Source organism: Parasegetibacter sp. NRK P23, assembly GCF_023721715.1.
Lineage (GTDB): Bacteria > Bacteroidota > Bacteroidia > Chitinophagales > Chitinophagaceae > Parasegetibacter.
This window is the reverse complement of the sequence record NZ_JAMDLG010000001.1, coordinates 315407-339113: the sequence shown is the minus strand read 5'-3', so window position 1 is coordinate 339113 and position 23707 is coordinate 315407. Positions and strand designations below refer to the sequence as shown.

General features: G+C 48.1%; 20 protein-coding genes and 5 tRNA genes. 22 read left to right on the top strand and 3 right to left on the bottom strand.

What is annotated here, in order from left to right; genetic code table 11:
• Nucleotides 1-10: 10 nt before the first annotated feature.
• The 20 genes from M4J38_RS01335 to rpoB all read left to right on the top strand — a co-directional run bounded on the left by M4J38_RS01335 (nucleotide 11) and on the right by rpoB (nucleotide 17380).
• Nucleotides 11-83 (top strand) — tRNA-Thr (locus tag M4J38_RS01335).
• Nucleotides 84-149: 66 nt separating this feature from the next.
• A tRNA-Tyr gene (locus tag M4J38_RS01330) sits at nucleotides 150-232 on the top strand.
• Between the two features lie 83 nt (nucleotides 233-315).
• Nucleotides 316-388 (top strand) — tRNA-Gly (locus M4J38_RS01325).
• Nucleotides 389-415: 27 nt separating this feature from the next.
• Nucleotides 416-487, top strand: a tRNA-Thr gene (locus M4J38_RS01320).
• 192 nt (nucleotides 488-679) lie between these two features.
• Nucleotides 680-1867: an elongation factor Tu gene (gene tuf / locus M4J38_RS01315; RefSeq protein ID WP_251757718.1), complete on the top strand. Its 1188-nt coding sequence runs from the start codon at nucleotides 680-682 to the stop codon at nucleotides 1865-1867.
• Between the two features lie 126 nt (nucleotides 1868-1993).
• Nucleotides 1994-2064, top strand: a tRNA-Trp gene (locus M4J38_RS01310).
• Between the two features lie 54 nt (nucleotides 2065-2118).
• On the top strand, nucleotides 2119-2313 hold the full coding sequence (gene secE / locus M4J38_RS01305) for a preprotein translocase subunit SecE (RefSeq protein ID WP_251757717.1): 195 nt from the start codon (nucleotides 2119-2121) through the stop codon (nucleotides 2311-2313).
• Nucleotides 2313-2879 carry a transcription termination/antitermination protein NusG gene (gene nusG / locus M4J38_RS01300; RefSeq protein WP_251757716.1) on the top strand — a complete coding sequence of 189 codons (567 nt, stop codon included), beginning with the start codon at nucleotides 2313-2315 and terminating at the stop codon, nucleotides 2877-2879. Before secE ends, nusG begins: the two co-directional genes overlap by 1 nt.
• A gap of 84 nt (nucleotides 2880-2963) precedes the next feature.
• Nucleotides 2964-3539: a hypothetical protein gene (locus M4J38_RS01295; protein WP_251757715.1), complete on the top strand. Its 576-nt coding sequence runs from the start codon at nucleotides 2964-2966 to the stop codon at nucleotides 3537-3539.
• Between the two features lie 279 nt (nucleotides 3540-3818).
• Nucleotides 3819-4262, top strand: coding sequence for a 50S ribosomal protein L11 (gene rplK, locus M4J38_RS01290; RefSeq protein ID WP_251757714.1), 444 nt, complete (start codon nucleotides 3819-3821; stop codon nucleotides 4260-4262).
• A gap of 26 nt (nucleotides 4263-4288) precedes the next feature.
• Nucleotides 4289-4981, top strand: coding sequence for a 50S ribosomal protein L1 (gene rplA, locus M4J38_RS01285; RefSeq protein WP_251757713.1), 693 nt, complete (start codon nucleotides 4289-4291; stop codon nucleotides 4979-4981).
• Nucleotides 4982-5018: 37 nt separating this feature from the next.
• Complete coding sequence (rplJ, locus tag M4J38_RS01280) at nucleotides 5019-5537, top strand: 50S ribosomal protein L10 (protein WP_251757712.1); 519 nt, start codon at nucleotides 5019-5021, stop codon at nucleotides 5535-5537.
• Nucleotides 5538-5655: 118 nt separating this feature from the next.
• The gene (gene rplL / locus M4J38_RS01275) at nucleotides 5656-6030 is read left to right on the top strand and encodes a 50S ribosomal protein L7/L12 (protein WP_251757711.1); all 375 of its coding nucleotides are present in this window, start codon (nucleotides 5656-5658) and stop codon (nucleotides 6028-6030) included.
• Nucleotides 6031-6161: 131 nt separating this feature from the next.
• A complete protein-coding gene (locus M4J38_RS01270) occupies nucleotides 6162-6854 on the top strand; it encodes a response regulator transcription factor (RefSeq protein ID WP_251757710.1) in 693 nt (230 codons plus the stop codon).
• Complete coding sequence (locus M4J38_RS01265) at nucleotides 6854-8224, top strand: cell wall metabolism sensor histidine kinase WalK (protein ID WP_251757709.1); 1371 nt, start codon at nucleotides 6854-6856, stop codon at nucleotides 8222-8224. Before M4J38_RS01270 ends, M4J38_RS01265 begins: the two co-directional genes overlap by 1 nt.
• A 69-nt stretch (nucleotides 8225-8293) precedes the next feature.
• Nucleotides 8294-8563, top strand: coding sequence for a hypothetical protein (locus tag M4J38_RS01260; RefSeq protein WP_251757708.1), 270 nt, complete (start codon nucleotides 8294-8296; stop codon nucleotides 8561-8563).
• Nucleotides 8564-8573: 10 nt separating this feature from the next.
• Nucleotides 8574-10130 (top strand): carbon-nitrogen hydrolase family protein, encoded by a 1557-nt coding sequence (locus tag M4J38_RS01255; RefSeq protein ID WP_251757707.1) that lies wholly within the window; start codon nucleotides 8574-8576, stop codon nucleotides 10128-10130.
• 23 nt (nucleotides 10131-10153) lie between these two features.
• Entirely contained in the window at nucleotides 10154-11533 is a 1380-nt protein-coding gene (locus M4J38_RS01250) for an HAD-IB family phosphatase (protein ID WP_251757706.1), read from the top strand.
• A gap of 97 nt (nucleotides 11534-11630) precedes the next feature.
• Nucleotides 11631-13328 (top strand): tetratricopeptide repeat protein, encoded by a 1698-nt coding sequence (locus M4J38_RS01245; RefSeq protein WP_251757705.1) that lies wholly within the window; start codon nucleotides 11631-11633, stop codon nucleotides 13326-13328.
• A 248-nt stretch (nucleotides 13329-13576) separates the two neighbouring features.
• Nucleotides 13577-17380 (top strand): DNA-directed RNA polymerase subunit beta, encoded by a 3804-nt coding sequence (rpoB, locus tag M4J38_RS01240; RefSeq protein WP_251757704.1) that lies wholly within the window; start codon nucleotides 13577-13579, stop codon nucleotides 17378-17380.
• 481 nt (nucleotides 17381-17861) lie between these two features.
• Here rpoB and M4J38_RS01235 read toward each other — a convergent pair whose 3' ends face one another.
• The 3 genes from M4J38_RS01235 to M4J38_RS01225 are packed head-to-tail and all read right to left on the bottom strand — an operon-like array spanning nucleotide 17862 to nucleotide 21207.
• Nucleotides 17862-18794 carry a transglutaminase family protein gene (locus tag M4J38_RS01235; RefSeq protein WP_251757703.1) on the bottom strand — a complete coding sequence of 311 codons (933 nt, stop codon included), beginning with the start codon at nucleotides 18792-18794 and terminating at the stop codon, nucleotides 17862-17864.
• A 17-nt stretch (nucleotides 18795-18811) separates the two neighbouring features.
• A complete protein-coding gene (locus tag M4J38_RS01230; RefSeq protein WP_251757702.1) occupies nucleotides 18812-19753 on the bottom strand; it encodes an alpha-E domain-containing protein in 942 nt (313 codons plus the stop codon).
• A 38-nt stretch (nucleotides 19754-19791) separates the two neighbouring features.
• Complete coding sequence (locus M4J38_RS01225) at nucleotides 19792-21207, bottom strand: circularly permuted type 2 ATP-grasp protein (RefSeq protein ID WP_374662825.1); 1416 nt, start codon at nucleotides 21205-21207, stop codon at nucleotides 19792-19794.
• 212 nt (nucleotides 21208-21419) lie between these two features.
• Between M4J38_RS01225 and M4J38_RS01220 the strand changes: the two genes are divergently transcribed.
• Nucleotides 21420-22262 carry a helix-turn-helix domain-containing protein gene (locus M4J38_RS01220; RefSeq protein WP_251757700.1) on the top strand — a complete coding sequence of 281 codons (843 nt, stop codon included), beginning with the start codon at nucleotides 21420-21422 and terminating at the stop codon, nucleotides 22260-22262.
• A 162-nt stretch (nucleotides 22263-22424) separates the two neighbouring features.
• Nucleotides 22425-23699, top strand: a complete 1275-nt coding sequence (locus M4J38_RS01215; RefSeq protein WP_251757699.1) for an OmpA family protein — start codon at nucleotides 22425-22427, stop codon at nucleotides 23697-23699.
• The last annotated feature ends 8 nt before the right edge of the window (nucleotides 23700-23707 follow it).

The following is a 23707-nucleotide window of genomic DNA, read 5'->3' as shown; positions in this document are numbered from 1 at the left end:
AACTTCATAAGCCACTTTAGCTCAGTTGGTAGAGCAGCTGATTTGTAATCAGCAGGTCGTTGGTTCGAGTCCGACAAGTGGCTCAGAAAAATTTTTCTGATTTGGAAAAATTACTGCTATTTGCAGTCTGATTTTGAAGAAGGAGAACCGGGCAGGTTCCAGAGCGGCCAAATGGGGCGGACTGTAAATCCGCTGTCTTTCGACTTCAGAGGTTCGAATCCTCTCCTGCCCACGGAAGCAAATTTTGAATGTTGGATTTTGGATAGTGAATAATACTTCATCCAAAATTCAAAATTCAACATCCAAAATTTCTAAGCGGAAGTAGCTCAATTGGTAGAGCGATAGCCTTCCAAGCTATAGGTTGCGAGTTCGAGACTCGTCTTCCGCTCAATGACGCTGCGTTAGCAGTTAACAAGCTGTTGTAGCTCAGGGGTAGAGCACTTCCTTGGTAAGGAAGAGGTCGAGAGTTCAATTCTCTTCAACAGCTCGATTTGAATGAATTGAGGTTGTTAAACAGGATCAGAACCCTGAAAGGCATCCCGGTTTGTTTGGAAAGGAACCAAGAGGCGTGTGCAATGTGTTTTGTGATGAAAAGTGTCGTGATTTGATTCAAATCATATTGCTGTAAGCGTGTTTGCTTATGGCTATTTATTTTAAAACCGCAACAAAAACAATAACGATGTCAAAAGAGACCTTTAAGAGGGAGAAACCTCACGTGAACGTTGGTACCATTGGTCACGTAGACCACGGTAAAACTACTTTGACTGCAGCTATTACCGATATTCTGGCGAAAAAAGGTTTGGCGCAGAAGAAGAACTACGACGAAATTGATGGTGCCCCCGAAGAAAAAGAGCGTGGTATCACTATCAATACCGCACACGTAGAATACCAGACTGACAACAGGCACTATGCTCACGTGGACTGCCCCGGTCACGCTGACTACGTGAAGAACATGATCACCGGTGCTGCCCAGATGGACGGCGCTATCCTGGTGGTTGCCGCAACAGATGGTCCTATGCCCCAGACCAAAGAGCACATCCTGCTCGCCCGTCAGGTAGGCGTTCCCCGTATTGTTGTATTTATGAACAAAGTTGACCTGGTTGACGATCCCGAACTGCTTGAACTGGTAGAAATGGAGATTCGTGACCTGTTGTCTTCTTATGGTTTCGACGGCGACAACACCCCCATCATCAAAGGTTCCGCTACAGGCGCCCTCGCTGGTGAAGAAAAATGGGTTAAATGCGTTGAAGAACTGATGGACGCTGTGGATACTTACATTCCCCTGCCTCCCCGTCCGATCGATCAGCCATTCCTGATGTCTGTTGAAGACGTATTCTCTATCACTGGTCGTGGTACCGTTGCAACCGGTCGTATCGAGCGCGGTGTAATCAAAGTTGGTGAGCCCGTTGAGATCGTAGGTCTCGTGGAAGCACCCATGAACTCCGTTGTAACTGGTGTTGAGATGTTCAAAAAACTGCTGGATCGTGGTGAAGCTGGTGACAACGCCGGTCTGCTGCTCCGCGGTATTGAAAAAACTCAGATCCGTCGTGGTATGGTTATTTGCGCGCCAAAATCCATCACCCCGCACACTGAGTTCAAAGGTGAAGTTTACGTACTGAGCAAAGAAGAAGGTGGCCGTCACACGCCGTTCTTCAACAAATACCGTCCTCAGTTCTACTTCCGTACTACGGACGTAACAGGTGAGTGTATGCTGCCTGAAGGAACTGAAATGGTAATGCCTGGTGATAACACTTCCCTCACTGTAAAACTGATCCAGCCCATCGCTATGGAAAAAGGTCTGAAATTCGCTATCCGCGAAGGTGGACGTACCGTAGGTGCAGGTCAGGTTACTGAGATCCTGAAGTAATCCTCGGATTCATTATAGGCCATTAGCAACATGGGCTGTTGAAAAACAGTTCGGTTGCCGGCATCGGCAGAAAATCAGTACTTTTGCCGGAAGTCAGCAGCCCCCGATTTGCTAATGGCTTTTTATACGGGCGTAGTTCAATGGTAGAATAGAGGTCTCCAAAACCTTTGATACGGGTTCGAATCCTGTCGCCCGTGCAAGTATGCACTCCATTCTGTTGCCCCGGCAGCAGGATGAACAAAGAAACAGTTATGAATAAGATATCAACTTATTTTAAAGAATCATACAAGGAACTGGTTGAAAAAGTAACCTGGCCCACCGGGGAACAATTACAACAAAGTACCATGATCGTTCTGGGTGCAACCCTGGTTATCACAGCTATCGTTTGGGTGATGGACTTTGCCGCGAATTCTCTTCTTAAATTCATTTACTCATTCTTTAGCTAATGGAAGCAGCAGTTAATCAAGTAGAAACGAAATGGTACGTGCTCCGCGTGGTGAGTGGAAAGGAAAAGAAAGTAAAGGAGTACCTCGATAAGGAAATTTCAAGGGGTGGCTGGAGTGAAGTGGTGAAACAGGTGTTCCTGCCCGTGGAGAAAGTATACAAGGTGCAGAACGGTAAGAAGGTAATGCGGGAACGCAACTACTATCCCGGTTATGTGATGATCGAGATCGCAGATGGAAAACTTTCTGACGACCTGAAAGACACCATCAAGAACACTTCCAATGTGATCCATTTCCTCGGAAAAGAGAACCCCATTGCACTCCGCAAAGCGGAAGTGAACAAGATGCTGGGTAAAATGGATGAAATGGCGGAAGCGGGTGGCATGAACATGAGCGAGCCTTTCATCATCGGTGAAACCATCAAGATCATCGAAGGACCTTTCAACGACTTCAACGGTATCATCGAAGAAGTAAACGATGAGAAGAAGAAACTGAAAGTGACCGTAAAAATATTCGGACGCTCCACACCAGTGGAACTGAACTATATGCAGGTAGAGAAGCTTGCTTAATACCGGTTCTGATAAAACATTAAAAAGCCCCACCATTTGGCGGGGCTTTTTCTTTAGCTATATACACCTGCTTATTCAAACAGGGTGGTAGGCGTTACATCATCATTGGTCTCTGGCGCAGGTGCCGGCGTAGGTTCGGCCGCAGGTGCTTCAACAGGCATTACAGGTGTTTGCTCTTCAACAGGAGCGGGTGCCTTTTTAGCCTTCGGTTTTGGCGCGGCCTTTTTGGGCGTTGCTTTTTTTACCGCCGCTTTCTTGGGAGCCGCTGCTTTTTTGGCCGCTACTTTTTTCGGTGCGGCCTTCTTAGCCGCTGTAGCTTTCTTTGGTGCGGCTTTTTTAGCAACTTTTTTCGGCGCCGCTTTTTTGGGAGCAGCCTTTTTCACGGCTTTCTTCACCGCGGTTGTTTTCTTCACGGCTTTCTTAGGTGCCGCTTTTTTTGCCATTTTTTTTGGCGCCGCTTTCTTGGGTGCCGCCTTTTTGGCTACTTTTTTTGGTGCAACTTTTTTAGCCGCTTTTTTAGGCGCTGCCTTTTTCGCGGCTTTTTTCGGAGCCGATTTTTTAACGGCCGCTTTCTTCGGTGCGGCCTTTTTTACTGCCTTTTTGGGCGCAGCCTTCTTGACTGGTTTTGCTTTCGCTTTCGCCATTGTGATAGAATTTTAATGAGTTAGGAAGTGGAATATTTATTTAATTTGAAAAGTTAGGGAGAAAAAATTACACAGGAAAATTTTCTTTCCTCATTTATAAAGCTGTGGAAAATTTTCTAATTACTTCATTTCCAATGTATGTAATCGTGTACCTTCGCCCGGGGCTGTTTATTAAAAAATATTTGAAAACAGGAATAAAATCGTACCTTCGCATCCCCAAAAACTTAGTTCTTTCGACGAATGCGATTGGGAGTATGGCCTCCGGGCAATACGTTAACACCAAAAAATCTCAAAAATGGCAAAAGAAATTACAGGCTACGTTAAGTTGCAGTGTAAAGGAGGACAGGCGAACCCTGCACCTCCCATCGGACCAGCCCTCGGTTCCAAAGGAATCAACATCATGGAGTTCTGCAAGCAGTTCAATGCGCGCACCCAGGATAAAATGGGCAAGGTTCTTCCCGTTCTCATCACTGTTTTCTCCGACAAATCTTTCGAGTTTGTTATCAAAACTCCTCCGGCTCCCGTTCAGTTGCTGGAAGCGGCTAAAATTCAAAGTGGTTCCAAAGAGCCTAACCGTAACAAGGTGGGTAAGGTAACCTGGGCCCAGGTTGAAGCTATCGCAAAAGACAAGATGCCCGATCTGAACTGTTTCACCGTGGAAAGCGCCATGCGTATGGTGGCTGGTACGGCAAGAAGCATGGGTATCACCGTTGATGGCCAGGCTCCCTGGGAAAACTAATTGGTTCACCGAAAAAACTCTAAGAAATGGCAACCACCAAAAAAAGAAAAGTAGCCGACAGTAAAGTCGACAAAAATAAAGTGTACTCCCTGAAGGAAGCTGCTACCCTCGTAAAAGAGGTGAACACCACTAAGTTCGATGCTTCCGTAGACATTCACGTTCGTCTGGGCGTTGATCCCAAAAAAGCCGATCAGGCTATTCGCGGTTCAGTAACCCTGCCCCACGGTACAGGTAAAACAAAGCGCGTTCTCGTACTTTGCACACCTGACAAAGAAGCCGATGCTACCAAAGCAGGCGCTGACCATGTTGGTCTGGATGAATTTATTCAGAAAATCGAAGCAGGCTGGACTGACATCGATGTAATCATCGCTACCCCGTCCGTAATGCCTAAGATCGGTAAACTGGGTAAAATCCTCGGCCCACGTAACCTGATGCCCAACCCCAAAACAGGTACCGTTACCAACGATGTGGCGGCTGCCGTAAACGAGGTGAAAGGCGGTAAGATTACCTTTAAAGTGGATAAAGCAGGTATCATCCACGCCTCTATCGGACGCGTATCTTTCGATGTGCAGAAGATCCAGGAAAACAGTACCGAACTGATCAATGCCATCATCAAGCTGAAACCATCCACCGCGAAAGGTACTTACCTGAAAGGTGTGAGCATGGCCAGCACCATGAGCCCCGGCATCACGGTTGATACCAAAAACTTCCTGAACTAATCCTTCGGGAATCTGAAAACACTTTAAAAAAAGAGTTATGAACAAAGACCAGAAACAAGAAGTGATTGAACTGCTGAAAGGCAAGTTCTCTCAATACAACAACTTCTACATCACTGATACAGAAAGCCTCACCGTTGCGCAGGTGAGCACCCTTCGTCGCCACTGCTTCGATAAGAACGTGGAAATGAAGGTGGCTAAAAACACGCTCATCAAAAAAGCACTCGAATCACTCGATGGCGAAAAATACAGCGGTGTGTATGAAGCCCTGAACAACGTGACCGCACTGATGTTCAGCGAAAACCCAAAAGAACCGGCCCTGATCCTCTCTTCTTTCCGTAAGGAAAGCAATGGCGACAGGCCCGTGCTGAAAGCCGCTTTCATCAACGGTGAAGTGTACACCGGCGACGAACAACTGAAAGCGCTGACTCAACTGAAGACCAAAAACGAACTCATCGGAGAAGTTATTGGCTTGCTTCAATCCCCTGCAAAACGCGTACTGGCTGCTTTACTGCACCACCACGAAAAGCAGGCTGAAGGTGCAGCAACTGCTGAGTAAGTATTACAGCATTCAAAATAATATCCCAGGCCTGAGGGATCACAATCAAAGGCTAGATTTTTTTAAAAACACTCCGCCGGAGTTCATGAACTGAGAAGGCGGAAAAAATTTGACAACAATGGCAGACGTTAAAGCATTAGCCGAACAACTCGTTGGTCTTACTGTAAAAGAAGTACAGGAACTGGCCGACGTTCTGAAAGCAGACTACGGTATCGAACCAGCAGCAGCAGCAGTAGTAGTAGCCGCCGGCGACGGTGGTGGCGCAGCAGCAGCAGCTGAAAAAACAGCGTTCGACGTGATCCTGAAAAGTGCAGGCGCTTCTAAACTGAACGTAGTGAAGATCGTTAAAGACCTCACTGGTCTCGGTCTGAAAGAAGCAAAAGAACTGGTTGACGGCGCTCCGAAAACACTGAAAGAAGGTGTTACCAAAGCTGAAGCTGAAGACCTGAAAGCGAAGCTCACTGAAGCTGGCGCTGAGGTTGAAATCGCTTAATAAGCTTTTCAAACGAAGTGAAAAGGCCGTATCGCTCCGATGCGGCCTTTTCTTTTGCCCCCAATCCCTCCAAAATTACCAGGGAACGATTTTTATATTAAATGTATTTTTGAAACTCAACAACGCCGCGTATGACTGAAATCCGGATTCTGGTGGTGGAAGATGAAAAAAAAATCGCCGATTCGCTCAACAAAGGATTGGTGGAAAATCATTATGAAGTGGACATCGCTTACGATGGGCTCATCGCCAAAAGGATGTTCTCCGCTTCTCCCTACGACCTCGTGATCCTGGATATCAACCTGCCCGGTCTCAATGGCTACGAACTCTGCCACGAAATAAGATCGGTCAACGCGCAGGTGCCCATCATCATGCTCACCGCACTCGGGGCCACCGATGATAAAATCGAAGCCTTCGACGCAGGCGCGGACGATTATGTGGTGAAACCATTTGAGTTCAAAGAACTGCTCGTGCGCATACGCGCATTGCTGAAAAGGGCGCAGTACGGTATCCCAACAGGGAATATGCTGAAAGTGGCCGACCTCGAAATGAACCTCGACAGCAAAGAGGTAACCAGGAACGGCAACGCGGTATCCCTTACCGCAAAAGAATTCCAATTGCTCGAATACTTTGTACGCAACAAAAACCGCGTGGTCTCCAGAGCCGATATCGCCCGCAATGTCTGGGACATCGACTTTGATACGGGAACAAACGTGATTGATGTTTACGTAAACTTCCTGCGCAAAAAGATTGACAAGGACCATGAACAGAAACTGATCAAAACCCAGGTAGGCATGGGCTACATCCTAAAGGAAAGCGGCGACTGATGAAAATCAAATACCGCATAACCCTGCTCTTCACAATTATTGTACTGGCCATTCTAGCCGTACTCTGCTCCGCCATTTACTATTCTTCAGAACTTACAAGGGAAAAAAATTTCAAGAACAGGCTCCGGAACCGTGCCCTTACCGTGGCGAAATACCTGATCGAAGTAACCGATAAAGATCAGGAACTGATGAAGAAGATCGAAGAGAATACCGTGTTCTCCCTGCAACGGAAATGCGTGATCGTTTACAACTACCTCAACCAGCCCATCTACAACCAGTTTGATGATCCTGATGATTCCATCGTGGTTACAAAAGATATGGTGGACCGCGCCCGCATTGACGGCGAATACTTCTCCAAAGCCGGTCAGCGGGATGTGCTTTCCACGCAATACATAGATCGCTTCAACCGGTACATTATTGTGGTGGCCGCTTACGATGAAGAAGGGATAGATACCATCGCCCGGTTGAAAGGCATACTTTGGTTCAGCTTCTTCGGTGGGATTTTTATTACGTTGATTACAGGGTATTATTTCTCGCATCGGCTGGTTCGTCCCATCATCACCATCATTGATGAAGTAAAGGATATTTCCTCACACAGTCTAACGAAACGCATTCAGGCAGGGGAGCAGCAAGACGAACTCAACCAACTCGCCGCTACCTTCAACCAGTTGCTCGACCGTATGCAGCAGTCGTTTGAGATCCAAAGACGCTTCATCTCCAATGCGTCGCATGAATTTTCCACCCCGTTAACGGCCATTTCCAGCCAGATCGAGATCGCGTTGCAGAACGAAAGATCCGTTCCCGAATACAAAGATGTATTGGAGTCGGTTTATAGTGATGTGTTCCAGATGGGACAACTCACCAAAGGGTTACTGGAAATCGCGAAAACAGGTTCCGGCGGCGCCATCGAACTGAATGAAGTGCGCATCGATGAAATACTCCTCCGCATCGCTGGAGATGTAAAAAGAATACATCCTTCTTACACGGTGCACCTCCATTTCGATGAGTTCCCTGATTCAGAAGAAGCCTTCCTGGTGTATGGCAATACGGATCTTTTGTACAGCGCCATCCGCAACATTGTATCCAACGCATGTAAATTTTCGCATACCGGAGAGGCCAACGTGCACCTGCTCATCAATGAAAAAGTAACCATTAAAGTCCAGGATGAAGGCATTGGCATTCCGCCCGAAGAAATGGCCGGTATCTTTCAACCCTTCTACCGTGCAGACAATGCCAAGGACAAAAAAGGCTTCGGGCTGGGACTTGCGCTCGCGAACCGCATTATCCGGTTGCACAAAGGAAAGATCATGGTGGAATCCGCTCCCGGTAAGGGCACCACTTTTTATATCGTACTGGAAAAAGCGTTTTAATCTGTTTTTAATCCCACTTTAATATACCGCTAATAAGTGGCAGGCATATTTGTGTATATGTTAAAATGAATGCCTGTATCCGCTCGAAATATCGTCCCTTCCATTGTGGTGGCCGTGATTCTGCTCTTCACCATTTTTAACGTGCGTTTGTATTACCGCACCACCGAAGTGAGGGCACACAACAGGGCATTGATCTTGCAACAGGATTCAATACGTTCGGTACACATGAACCTCACCAGGGAAATGCTTGACTTTCCCCAACCTGGCATTCACCTCGTTAACGAGCAAAATGACGGGCGGGTAAGCACCAGCGGTGAGCCTGCGGTACTGGGCAACTAAAATCAGCACTATGCAACAAATTCTACCTGAACATCCCGAAATGAAGATCGAGGTGCGCAGCTTAACGCCATCCGATTATGAAGCGGTGAAGGAACTACAACTGGCCTGTTTCCCAGGTATGCTGCCCTGGAGTAAACTTCAGTGGGACAGCATGATGGAGAAGTTCCCGCAAGGGCAACTCGCCGTGGAACTGAATGGAAAAATCGTGGCCTCTTCCTCCAGCCTCCTGCTGCATTTCGACGAATACACAAAAGATCATTCCTGGAACGCCATCACAGGAAAAGGTACCTTGTCCACCCATAAACCGGATGGGGATACACTTTATGGCATTGAAATCATGGTCCATCCGGATTACAGGAATTTTAAACTGTCCCGCCGCTTATACGATGCCAGGAAAAAACTGGCTGTGGACATGAACCTCCGCCGGATCATTATTGGTGGCAGATTACCCAATTATCATTTGTATGCTGATAACATGACCATCAAGGATTATGTGCAGCAGGTGATCGATAAAAAATTACGTGATCCAGTGCTGACCGCTCAGCTTTCCAACGGATTTCAATTGAAGCGGATCATCAGAGATTACCTGCCCAACGATACGGAATCCTGTGGCTACGCTACGTTTCTTGAATGGGTGAACCTGGATTATGAACCTGAAGGCGATCTGAAGATTCAGGAAGTGAATTACGTTCGGGTATGCGCGGTGCAATACCGGATGAGGATGATCAATAGTTTTGAAGACTTCGCCCACGATTGTGAATACTTCGTGGACGCGGCTTCCGATTACAGATGCGATTTCGTGCTGTTCCCCGAAATGCTCACCATGCAATTGCTCACTTTTCTACCAAACGACAGACCCGGAACCGCCGTAAGAAAACTGGCTGAATTTACGGATCAGTATGTGGAAATGTTCCGTAATCTGGCCATCAAATACAACATCAACATTGTTGGTGGCTCGCATTTCACGGTTGAAAACGAGGAGCTCTATAATATTTCTTACCTGTTCAGAAGGGATGGCAGTGTTTCCCGGCAATACAAAATGCACATCACACCGCATGAGAGGAAATGGTGGGGTGTAAAACCAGGTAATAAAGTTGAAGTGATGGACACCGATTGTGGTAAGATCGCCATCCTCATCTGTTACGATGTGGAGTTCCCCGAACTCGCGCGTATTGCGGTGAAGAAAGGCGCTTCTATATTATTCGTTCCCTTCAATACCGATGAAAGAAGGGCCTATCTCCGTGTCCGTTATTGTTCGCAGGCACGCGCCATTGAGAACCAGGTATATGTTGTATTGGCGGGCAGCGTGGGCAACCTGCCGGAAGTGGACAACCTGGACATACAATATGCGCAGTCGGCTATTCTTACACCTTCTGATGTGGAATTCCAGCGGGATGGCGTGGCGGCTATCGCGGAAGCAGGAGAGGAGACGCTTATTTTCCAGGACCTGGATATGAACCTGCTGAAGCGCCACCAGTATTTCGGGAGCGTACAAACCATTAAGGACCGCAGAACAGATTTTTATAACATCCGTTACACCGAAGGGGGAGAAACCTTTACCGTGTAACATTAACCCCTCAGCTACAACCTATGGTAAGTGTAATCATCCCGGCATTGAACGAGCAGGACACCATCGCCAACGTGGTGCGGTTCTGCCTGTCCAATCCACATGTCACTGAAGTTATCGTGGTGGACGATAAATCCATCGATGAAACAGTATCCCGCGCCAAAGCCGCGGGCGCCACGGTCATTACCAGCACCAAACTGGGGAAAGGTACATCCATGAAAGATGGGATACTGTATGCGAAGAACGATGTGCTGGTATTCATCGATGGCGATATTGATCCTTATCCACCCAATACTATTTGTGACCTGGTGAAGCCGATTCTCTCCGATGAATATGATTTTGTAAAAGCAACTTTCTCCCGCAACGCAGGCAGGGTAACTGAACTGGTGGCCAAACCGCTCCTCAGCATATTCTACCCTGAATTGTCGCAGTTCTCGCAACCGCTCAGCGGAATGATCGCAGGAAGAAAGGCGATGTTCGAAAAGGTGAATTTTTTTGGAGACTATGGCGTAGACATCGGCATCCTGATAGACATGTTTCTGATGAAGGCCCGCATCACCGAAGTGAACATCGGCTACCTCGACAACAAAAGCAAGCCCTGGCACGCGCTCGGACGCATGAGCAAGGAAGTGGCCCGCGCCATCATCACCAAAGCCCTGGTACAGAAAAAAGAAACCGTTACACTGGAAGAACTCGAATCTATGAATGTGATCAAAGACCAGATGGAATACGCCATCAAAGAGCAGGTAAAAGGATTAAAAAAAATGGCCATCTTCGATATGGACGATACCATCCTCCGGGGAAGATTTATTGACACGGCCGCCGAGCAACTCGGTTTTGTGCAGGAGCTCCGTAAACTGAGAGCCACGGAAACCGACCCGGTGATCCTTACCAAACAGATCGCCCGGTTGCTCAAAGGAAGGAATTTCGGAGAACTGCTCAAAGTAGCGGAGTCTATACCCATGGTGGGTGATATCGAAGAAACAGTGGCTGAATTGAAGAGCCGCGGCTATATTGTGGGCATCATCTCCGATAGTTACGATTTTGTAACGAGTTATGTGAAGAATAAGATTGGCGCCGATTTTTCCCTTTCCAACGAACTTGAATTCTCGAACAGCATCGCCACCGGGGAAGTGAAGATGCCTTCTTTCTTTTTCTCCCATGCGGAAAGTATCTGCAAGCACACTATCTGCAAAACCAACGCGCTCCAGGATATCACAAAGCAATATGGGATACCCCTCAGCAATTGCATCGCCATCGGCGACAGCGCCAACGACCTGTGCATGGTGCAGAAAGCAGGAATAGGCGTAGCGTTCTGCTCAAAAAATGAATTGTTGAATTATTCCGCGGATAAAGTGATCTCCCAATATGCTTTCAGTGAACTGCTGGATTACGCGAAGTAGGTTTTAATCTCATTTTAATGCCGCATTAATTCGGGTTTAATTGATGGCGGCTAGTTTTACGGCAATGATTTTTTCGGCACTATTAAAATCAAAAGTTATGAGGTACAAAGCACTATTAATGGCAGCAGGTATTGTATCGGCCTCCGCCCTGCAGGCCCAATCGGTTGAGGATGGCAAGAAAATGTTGTATTACGAGCGCTACAATAGCGCGGAAGATATCCTGGCAAAATCGATCAATGCCGACCCAAATAACGGGGCAGCATGGTACACACTCACCCAGACTTTCCTGGCTCAGGATAAAAAGGCAAGCGCGGACTCTCTTATGAACGCAGCTCCCGCTTCTCTGGCCGGAGATCCGCTGGTTAAAATAGCCAAAGGGCAGTTGCTCCTCATGGACGGTAAGAAAGATGAGGCGAATAAACTGTTTGATGAAGCTATCGGAAGCGTGAAGAAAAGGGACCAGGGCGAAATGATGATTAAAGTGGCCCGTGCGCACGTCGACGCTAAAGAAGGAGATACCAATAAAGCATTGGCTTTACTGACTGAAGCGGAAGGTAGAGAGAAGAAAAACCCGGAACTCCACATGACCCGTGGCGATGCTTACCGTAAACTGGCGAATGGTGGTGCCGCTATCGAAGGATACATGGCCGCACTGAGCGCCGATGGAAAATATGCAAGAGCGCCTTTCATGATCGGGAAAATTTACTTATCTCAGGATAATAAGACCGCTTACGTTGAAAACTTCGAAAAAGCAGTGGAAATTGACCCCAATTTCAAGCCTGCCCTTTATGAGTTGTACTATTTCAACTATTTCAGGGATGTGAACAAAGCGAAGGACTACCTCGAAAAATACATCGCTGCAAGTGATCCTTCACCTGAACATGATTATATCCGCACCGACCTGATGTTCGTTTCCCGCCAATACGATGAAGCCATTGCCCAAGCGCAGCAGTTGATCAGCGCGCAGGGAGCGAATGCAGAACCCAGGTTGTATAAGCTGATTGCCTATAGTTACGACGCGAAAAAAGATTCGCTGAAAGCAAAAGAACTGATGACCACTTATTTCGAGAAGCAACCGGAAGATAAGCGGGTTCCCAAAGACTACGAGTTCATGGGTAATCTGTTGCAGCGTTTTCCTGGTGAAGAAATAACCGCGGCAGCTAACCTTGAAAAAGCAGTGGCACTGGATACTTCAGCGGTGGAAAAAACAAAGTACATCGAGAATCTTTCCAACCTGTACAAAAAACTCAACGACCATAGTAAAGAAGCTTATTGGATGGGAGAGGCGTATAAACTTAAAAAAGACCCAACCAATACTGATTTGTACAACTGGGGAAGCGCCCACTATTTCGCCAAAGAATTCCAAAAAGCGGATAGCGTATTTGGTGTGTACACCGCAAAATATCCCGACCAGGTATATGGTCCCTACTGGCAGGCACGTTCCAATGCAGCCATTGATACCAGTATGGAACAGGGCCTCGCGGTACCGCACTATACCAAACTGATTGAAGTGGCCTCTAAAGATACGGCCAAGAACAAGGCTTTGCTGATCCAGTCTTATGGCTACCTTGCGGCGTACAATGCCAACGTTGCCAAAGATTACGCGAAAGCGGTGGAGCATCTCGATCAGATACTGGTGTTGCAACCAGAGAACAATGATGCGAAAGCCAACAAAGAAATCTTACAAAAACTGGTAAATACCCAGCAGAACAGGGCTACCGGCGATAGCACACAAGGGGGTAATACCGACAAAACGAAAACAGATGGAAGCGGTGGTAACCGCTCCTCGAGATAGCATTCAAGAAAGTGAGTAGTGCTGATTTGAAACGGCCGTGGGATTCTTCCCGTGGCCTTCTTTTTTGTAAATACAAGGCAGCGCAGCACCCGCTAAAAACTTTATGGCAAATTGACAAATAATATGTACTTTTGCCATCCCCTAATTTAGGCTTATTGTTTATATTCAGCTTAGAATAGGGGAATTGCGATTCAACTGATTGGTTTTCAGTGATAGAGATTGTTCAATAAAACCGGTTTATTATATATATGTCTTCAACAACACTGTCAAACAGGATCAATTTCGGAAAGATTAAGAATCTCGCCGAAACTCCTGATCTGCTAGAGGTTCAGATTCAATCGTTTAAAGACTTTTTCCAGTTAGAGACCACTCCGGACAAACGTAACAATGAGGGCCTTTTTAAGGTGTTCAAAGAGAACTTCCCCATTACGGATACCCGGAACATCTTCGTACTGGAATTCCTCGATTATTTTATTGACCCGCCACGCTATACCATTGACGAGTGTATGGAGCGCGGACTTACGTACGCCGTTCCCCTGAAAGCCAAACTGCGCCTTAGTTGTAATGACGAGGAGCACGTTGACTTCCAGACCATCATCCAGGACGTGTTCCTGGGTAACATTCCCTACATGACGCCACGTGGTACTTTCGTGATCAACGGCGCTGAAAGGGTAGTGGTTTCCCAGTTGCACCGCTCACCCGGTGTATTCTTCGGTCAGTCTGTGCACCCCAACGGTACTAAGATTTATTCCGCCCGTGTGATCCCTTTCAAAGGCGCGTGGATGGAATTCGCGACCGATATCAACAACGTGATGTACGCGTACATCGACCGTAAGAAAAAATTCCCTGTAACCACCCTGCTTCGTTCCATCGGGTTCGAAACAGATAAGGATATTCTTGAACTCTTCGGCATGGCCGACGAAGTGAAAGGTGAACGCAAAGCCCTGGAGAAATTCCTCGGCAAGCGTCTCGCTGCCCGTGTACTCCGTACCTGGGTGGAAGATTTCGTGGATGAAGATACCGGCGAAGTAGTATCCATCGAAAGGAATGAGGTAGTGATGGAGCGCGATACCGTGCTGGACGAAGAAGCCATTGAAACCATCGTGGACATGGCCGTTTCCTCCGTATTCATCCAGAAAGAAGAAGTGAGCGGCGACTACGCCATCATTTACAATACCCTCAACAAAGATACCTCCAACTCCGAGCTGGAAGCCGTTCAGCACATTTACCGCCAACTGCGCGGTGCCGATGCGCCGGATGATGAAACAGCACGTGGTATCATCGATAAATTGTTCTTCAGCGACAAACGTTACGACCTCGGAGAAGTGGGCCGTTATAAGATCAACCGCAAACTCGGGGTGGATCAGAAACTGGACAACAAGGTATTGACCAAGGAAGATATTATTGAAATCATTAAATACCTGGTACGCCTCACCAACGGTAAAGCAGAGATCGATGACATCGATCACCTGAGCAACCGTCGTGTTCGTACCGTGGGAGAGCAGCTGTATGCACAATTCGGTGTTGGTCTGGCCCGTATGGCCCGTACCATCCGCGAAAGAATGAACGTGCGCGACAACGAGGTGTTCACGCCTGTTGACCTGATCAACGCCAGAACACTTTCTTCCGTAATCAACTCATTCTTCGGTACCTCACAGTTGTCTCAGTTCCTCGACCAGACCAACCCCCTGAGTGAGATTACGCACAAGCGTCGTATCTCCGCACTCGGACCAGGCGGTCTGAGCCGTGAACGCGCGGGCTTTGAGGTGCGTGACGTACACTATTCCCACTATGGCCGTCTTTGTACGATCGAAACGCCGGAAGGACCAAACATTGGTCTGATCTCCACGCTTTGCGTGCACGCGAAAATCAACGAGATGGGCTTCATCGAAACACCGTACCACAAAGTGGAAAACGGTAAAGTAGATATGAAGGCACTCACTTACCTGAGCGCTGAAGAAGAAGACATCGCTAAGATCGCCCAGGCGAATACGCCGCTTGACCCCAATGGAAATTTCGTGGAAGAAAGGATCGTGAGCCGTGAAACCGGTGACTTCCCCATACTCGAAAAATCTGAAGTGGAATTCATGGACGTGGCCCCCAACCAGATCGTTGGTTTGAGCGCCTCCCTGATCCCCTTCCTGGAGCACGATGACGCCAACCGTGCCCTGATGGGATCGAACATGCAACGTCAGGCTGTGCCGCTGATCCGCCCACAGGTGCCTATCGTAGGTACCGGTCTGGAAGGAAAAGCCGCCCGCGACGCGCGTATCCAGATCCATGCTGAAGGAGAAGGTGTGGTGGAATTCGTGGATGCCAACGAGATCCATGTGCGCTACGAAAGAAACGAATCACAAAAACTGGTGAGCTTTGAAGAGGACCTCAAAGTGTACAAACTCACCAAGTTCATAAAAACCAACCAGGCCACCTGTATCAACCTGCGTCCCGCTGTGAAGAAAGGACAGCGCGTGGTGGAAGGCGATTTCCTTACCGAAGGATACGCTGTACAGGGCGGAGAACTGGCACTGGGCCGTAACCTGAAAGTGGCGTTCATGCCATGGAAAGGGTACAACTTCGAGGATGCCATCGTGATCTCCGATAAAGTGGTGACCGAAGACCTGTTCACTTCCGTTCACATCGAAGAATTTGAACTGGAAGTGCGCGATACCAAATTGGGTGAAGAAGAGCTGACGCCAGATATCCCCAACGTTTCCGAAGAGGCTACCAAAGACCTCGACGAAAACGGTATCATCCGCATCGGTGCACACGTGAAGGAAGGTGATATCATCATTGGTAAGATCACACCTAAAGGTGAATCTGATCCTACCCCTGAAGAAAAACTCCTCCGCGCCATCTTCGGCGACAAAGCCGGTGACGCGAAAGATGCGTCCCTGAAAGCGCCGTCCGGAACCGAAGGTGTGGTGATCGATAAAAAGCTGTTCCAGCGCGCCAAGAAAGATAAGAACACCAAAGTGCGTGAAAAAGCCCTGCTTGAAAAAGTAGAGAAAGTACACGACAAGAACGAAGCCGATATCATGGAAGTATTGCTGAGCAAACTCCAGGTATTGCTGAAAGACAAAGCTTCCGCAGGTGTTTCCAATAACTTCGGTGAAGTGCTGATCGGTAAAGGTTCTAAGTTCACAGTGAAGAACCTTACCGGTATCGACTACCTGAACGTGAATCCGCTGGGTTGGACAGGCGACGAGAAGATCGACCAACAGATCAACATTCTCCTTCACAACTACAACATCAAATACAACGAAGAACTCGGTCGCTACAAGCGCGAAAAGTTCAACATCTCTATCGGAGACGAACTGCCTGCCGGCGTACTGAAGCTGGCGAAAGTTTACCTCGCCGTGAAGCGTAAGCTGAAAGTGGGGGATAAAATGGCGGGACGCCACGGTAACAAAGGTATCGTTGCCAAGATCGTTCGTGCGGAAGACATGCCGTTCCTCGAAGACGGAACGCCGGTTGATATCGTACTGAACCCATTGGGTGTACCTTCCAGGATGAACCTCGGTCAGATCTATGAAACCGTTCTCGGATGGGCCGGTGAGAAACTGGGTATGCGCTTCGCCACCCCGATCTTCGATGGTGCCACTACCGAAGAAATCGCGGAACACATCACACAGGCAGGTCTGCCCAGCTTCGGACACACTTACCTCTACGATGGTGAAACAGGTGACCGCTTCGACCAGAAGGCTACAGTGGGTATCATCTACATGATCAAACTGCACCACATGGTGGATGACAAGATGCACGCCCGTTCTATCGGACCATACAGTCTCATTACCCAGCAACCGCTTGGTGGTAAGGCACAGTTCGGTGGTCAGCGTTTCGGGGAAATGGAAGTGTGGGCCCTCGAAGCCTACGGTGCTTCCAACATCCTGCAGGAACTGCTCACCATTAAATCGGATGACATCATCGGCCGCGCGAAAACTTACGAGGCCATCGTTAAAGGTGATAACATTCCGAAGGCGGGTGTTCCGGAATCTTTCAACGTGTTGATCCACGAATTGAGAGGTCTGGGATTGGATCTGAAATTCGAATAAGAATTATTTGCTTAGATAAGATGAAGGCCGTTGCGAAGAGCAGCGGCCTTTTTTTATTTTATATTTTTCACGCGAAGACGCAAGGGAGCAGGGACGCAAAGAGTGGTTGAGGTATTTGCTGGCGGAGGAATATTTTCTCGCAATTGCTTCGTGCCTCGCAATGCTACGACGCAACGCGATGATAATTTGCGAATCTGATGTTGATAAAATTTGTTTTGGCTGAAAGTTTGGAGGTTTTCTTCAGGTAAAGGGTACAGGATTTTTCACTTGAACCTCATTTCAGTTTTGTGAGGTGAAGCCAAGAAGATATTTTGGTGCACACATTTTTTACATGAACCTATGTTCACTGCTACATCATTAATTCAACCATTCAAAAAAATCAACAGCTCAAACGTTGCGTCGTAGCGCCGTTGCGAGAAACATTCCTATATCTCCGCGCCTTTGAGAGAGATCCCCCAAACCGCCACTACGGGAAAGCTTTCTACTGTTGTTGCTGCGCCTCCGCATCTTCCAGTGGCGGGGCATCTCTGAACCTCGTGGTAACATCGTTCATTTCTTCGAATACCTGGCCGCTTTCATAACCCACGGAAACGTATACGGATAACCGCTGGTAAGCCCTTCCCCGGAACATGCCCTTCGCAGGCGTACAATCCTTGAAGTTGCGACCTGTAGCAAGCTTCACGTGGGTATTGGTGGTCCATACATTGTTGGTGGGATCGATTCCCGCCCATCCCTGTCCCGGAATCCAGGCTTCCACCCAGGCGTGCGTAGCGCCTTCTCCGCGCATGCCGTTCTTGTTCGGACAGATATAACCGCTCACATAGCGGGCGGGGATCTTCAGAGAACGTAATATCTGCAACATCAGGTGCGCGAAATCCTGGCATACGCCGGAACGGTGCTCCAGGATATCATCCACAGTGGTTTCCACATCCGTGATGCCTTTGATGTAACTGAACTCCGAGAAGATATAGTTGCAGCAGTTCATAACGGTGGCGGCTACACTATCCTGCGGATTCAGTATGATTCCGGCTATTGCCGTGATCTTTTTTTCTGCTTTGATCTGTTCTTTCTGGCTGAGTTCCAGCAGGAGCAGATTTCCGGCTTTGTCGCTCTCCAACTGGTGGAAACCGCCCATGTAGCCGATAGCCGGATCACTGGGACCGGTAGTGCGCACAATCATGCGGCTCTCGATCGTGAGTTCGCGATGGGGTTGAAGGATGTTGAAGATCCCGGTTCGGTTCCCGAAATAATCCACGAAACTGAACACATCTGGTGAATGTGTGATGTGCAGGTCGTGCTGGAGCGTTTCCTGTCCGGGCACGTTCAGCGGGTATTTTCGTATGGCGTTCATGCTTTCCGTTACGGGGCGGTCGTATTCGTAACGGGTGATATGGTGAATTTTGAAAACAGGCATAATGGAAGGGGCTGAGATTAAGTGTAAGAAAAGAACGTTTGACCCAGTTGCTGGTAAAAGTACAATAATGATGCCCTGATGTTGCACAGGAAATCACGCACTTCGTGGTCTTTGATATCGCTGGCATCTGCGTAGAGTACAAGGCTGTTCATTTTGCCGAACTGGCGCAGGAGACGATCCTTTTGTTCAGGATTGTTCTTCGCCAGCACGTCAACCAGGTATTTCTCCATGCGGTCGAAGCAATAACGGATGGAACGGGGAAAATCGGTGTTAAAAACCAGCATCTGGAGGATATGGTTGTTCTGCTCCGAAAGCCGGTAGGTTTTCAGGTAAAGTTCATACCCGGAGAGGGAAAAGAGTAAGCTTCTCCAATAGAGAATATCTTTCCTCGAACTGAGGTTGAAGTCGATGTTACCGAAATGGGACAACATGGTTTCGATGGTGAGCAAACACCTTTCAAGGAGTTTGCCCATATTCATGAAACTCCAGCTCATATCGCGCGACATGGTGGTATCCACCACGCCCACAAACTGGAGCGTTCCGTTCAGTAGTTTATCGATCACCGGCATCGGGTCTTCCCCGGCAATGATCTTTTCCGTTTGTGGCTGGTTCATGAGGTGGTACAACTGGTTCACCTGTTCCCACACTTCTTTGGTGATGTTGTCCTGTATGCCACGGGCATTCTCCCGGGCTTTGGCGATGATCTGTTGCAGGGAGTTTGGGTTCTGCTTTTCCATGCAGAGATAGTACACGCTTTTCGAAGTATTGTATTCTATGGCCTGCAATTCTTCTTCGGAAAGAGAGGCGAATATTTTAAGTACTGGGCGCCAGGAATGCACACCATAAGGACTTTTATCCAGCGACAGGATATAGTTGGTGCGTACGGTGCGCAGCAATCCTTCGGCGCGTTCCATATAGCGGTTCATCCAGAAAAGGGCATCGGCAATTCTACTGAGCATAGCTTCGTTTCAAAGTTTACAATTCAGGGCGCAATTCTTTACAGGTCAATGATCCAGGTGTCTTTGCTTCCACCGCCCTGCGAGGAGTTCACCACCAGCGATCCTTCGCGGAGCGCCACACGGGTGAGTCCGCCGGGAACAATATGGATACCGTCGGGACCACACAACGCGTACGGACGGAGGTCCACATGGCGTGGCTGGAAAGTGCCGTTCAGGAAGCAGGGCACGGTGGATAAACGAATGATCGGCTGGGCGATGAATTCACGAGGTTGCTGAAGAATATCCAGCTTCACTTTTTCCAGTTCCGCTTCGGTGGCGGTATTGCCCATCACCATGCCATAACCGCCCGACTGGTCGGTACGTTTGATCACCATTTTATGAATGTTCTTAAAAACATGATCCCGTTGTTCCGGATCGCTCAATTGGTAAGTGGGCACATTCGGCAGGATCGGATCTTCATTCAGGTAATAACGGATCATCGCCGGGACATAAGAATACACGGCTTTGTCATCGGCCACCCCATTGCCCACGGCGTTGATGAGCGCCACATTCCCTTTGCGGTAAGCGCTGATGATGCCGGGAACACCCAATAAACTATCGGGCCTGAATTCCAGGGGATCAATGAATTCATCGTCTATCCTTCTGTAAATCACATCCACTCTTTCCAAACCGTGCGTGGTTTTCATATACACGATATGGTTGTTCACCACCAGGTCTTTTCCTTCCACCAGTGGAATCCCCATCTGTCGGGCTAGGAAACTGTGTTCATAGTACGCCGAGTTGAATACGCCGGGCGTAAGAATCACCACAGTAGGTTTACTGATGGCACGGGGGGAATGCGCGTTCAGTATTTCGTGCAGCAGCAACGGGTAGTTGTTGATCATCCGCACATTGTTCGTGGCCAGCACATCGGGGAAAATGCGTTTGGTTACCTCGCGGTTCTCGAGCATGTAGGAAACGCCGGAAGGCGTGCGGAGGTTGTCTTCCAGAATATAGAATGTACCGTCGTTGTCACGGATCAGGTCGATGCCCGCAATATGTACATGGATATCGTGCGGTACTTTGATTCCGAAAACTTCCCGGGTGAACTGGCTGCAGGAAGAGATGAGCGCGGCGGGAATAACGCCGTCTTTAATGATCTGCTGGTTGGAATAGATATCGTTCAGGAAATGGTTCAGCGCCGTAATACGCTGGCGGATGCCCGCTTCAATGTGGGCCCATTCAGAGGAGGTGATGATGCGGGGAATGATATCGAAGGGGAAAATGCGTTCGATACCGGTATTGTCGTTATATACCGTGAAGGTGATGCCCTGGTTCATAAAAAGTTCCCCTGCCAGCGTGTCTTTGGTGCGGAGCGTATCCAGTGTGGTGCCGCGCAGTTGCTGGAAGAGGTTCTGGTAATGGGGGCGCACGTTGCCCTGGTCGTTCATTTCGTCCCATATTTCCCTGAGCAGCGGGTATTCTTTGAAGAGCGCGTCTCCATTCATAAGCGGTCGGGTTTTGGTAAAACAAAAAGGTTGCCTGCCAGTAGATAAAGTACTGGCAAGCAACCTTTCTAAATATACGAATAAATTACATCGGCAATTAAAACAGGGATAGGTATTTTTGGGATGAAGCAATAATTGGCTGCCGACCCAATGTGTTCGCGTATCCTTAATATCAGTTTATGTACCAACAGTTTGAAGCGCCGCCATCTTTAAAGGATTTTGTATCCTTCCTCTACGTGATGGAGGTTTCTGCTGATACCGCCACACCGCTTCCGGAATTGCTGATGCCCTCCGGAACCGGCGTTTTCGGCTGCCAGTATGCGGGCTGCTGGAACATTAAGAGTGCCGTGCTCAATGGAGCGCTCCCGCCTTTTTATGTGGTAGGACAACAAACCGTGAGTTATACGCTTACCGCTTCTCCGCCGTTATGTGGTATTGTGGGGGCCGCGCTCAAACCTACGGCGATCTGGTATTTTTTGAGAAAGGATTGCACCGGCTTCACCAATACCTTGCAGAATCCCACCGAAATATGGGGTGAAGCGTTCCTTGTTTTCAGGGAGCAGTACACCTTACTCGATGATCTTTCCGCAAGAAAAAATGCGTTGATCTCCTTCCTGGAATCGGTTTCTGCGGGTATTACTTTTGAGGAAGATATTGTGGAAATGGCCCTGGCGGAAATTTTCAGAACAAAAGGATGCCTTACTACCGCTGATATATGTGCGAAGTTGCCCATCAGCGAAAGATACCTCCAGATCCAGTTCAAAAAGAAAGTCGGTCTTTCTCCCGGTGCCTACGCGCGGATCATACGTTTCAACAATATGTTTCTAGAATTTTCCAAACACAAGGGGCAGCATGATCTCGCATTCATTACCGCGCTGTTCAATTATTACGATGCGGCGCATTTTAATAAAGACTTTAAAAAATTCTGCGGCGAAGCGCCTTCCTCCTTCCAACTGGAAAATTTCCATCTGCTGATGGACCTGATCCGGAACGGGCCCTATCTTACCAAGGTGTCCGAATAAGCTGCCTGAAATTTTAGTTCGGTTTTTTACAAACAGGTACTTACATACCTGCTTACATTCGTTTTTCATACTTCTCTATATGTGGTGTTCGTTAGTTGAAACACTGCACTGGCCTGTATTTGCCAGGATGGTTCTTTAGTAGCCTGATATAAAACTGAAATCATGAAAAAGTTATTTGCTTTGGTTCTCCTGGTGGGAACAGTACCGCTTTTCGCGGAAGCGCAGGTGCTCAACAGAATGAAGAAAAACGTGGAAAGAACCGCGGAACGGAAAGTACAATCGAAAGTGTCTCAGAAAACGGGCGAAGCGGTAGATGAAGTGTTTGAGAAGATGGAGAAAAAAGAAGGGGAGAAGGATAAAAAGAAAAATGAATCAGCCTCAACGTCAAAAGAGACCACTCAAAAAAAGGCATCCGGAAATACAACAAGAACCTACAGCCGAAAGCAGGATCCGGAACTTTCTTTCGATGGTGAAATACTTTTCAACGAAAATTTTACTTCCACCCGTTCGGGCGACCTTCCCGCCTCCCTGGTGAGCAGTACGGGCGGCGAAGTGATGGCGTTGGATGCCGGCAAAGGTTTATTGTTATATCCCAACAGTAACTACCTGCTGAAGAAATCGCTCCCGGAAAATTTCGCGCTCGAATTCGATCTTACCCTGCACAATGTACCCGCCAGTTTGTACAATACTTATTTTAACGTGTATTTGCAGGAAATGAATACGCTGAAACACAATGACCCGAAGAACAGGTACGGTGCTTTCGGATTCAGTTTATGGGGCGATGCAAAAGAGCATCAACTGGATGTATTCAATAAAAAAGCGCAGTACGAAATCAAAGAGAAAGTACCCTTCGACATAAAGAACAACATCGTGGAACAAACAGCCCGGTTCGTGGCATTGGTGAATGGCAACCGGCTTCGTTTGTTCATCAACGGGGAAAAAGTAGTGGATAGTCCCGAATTGCTTTCCGGCTTCAAAGCGGGTTTCGTGAATTTCAGGCTGAACGGAACTAAGAAGGAAGAGGGCCACCAGTTCATTCTTCAGAACATAAAGATCACCGCAATTGAAAAGGACCTCCGTGCACAGTTACTGGAAGATGGGCTTTTCAGCACGAGTAATATTCTTTTCGCATCCGGTTCCGCGGAGCTGTCTGCTGATTCTTATGAATTGCTCCGAAAAATTGGTTCGGTACTGAAAGAGAGCAATGCTGCTTTTGAAGTAGTAGGTCATACCGATAGCGATGGCGATGCCGCGAAGAATAAACTACTTTCCGAACAAAGGGCAGGCAGTGTGAAGAAATTCCTCGTCCAGCAATGTGCTGTACCTGAAAAGAACCTGTCTATAAAAGGAAGAGGGGAAGAAGCGCCTACGGCCCCAAACACCACCGAAGAAGGCAAAAGAAAGAACAGAAGGGTGGAGTTCAGAAAAATTCAGTAAATATCGTT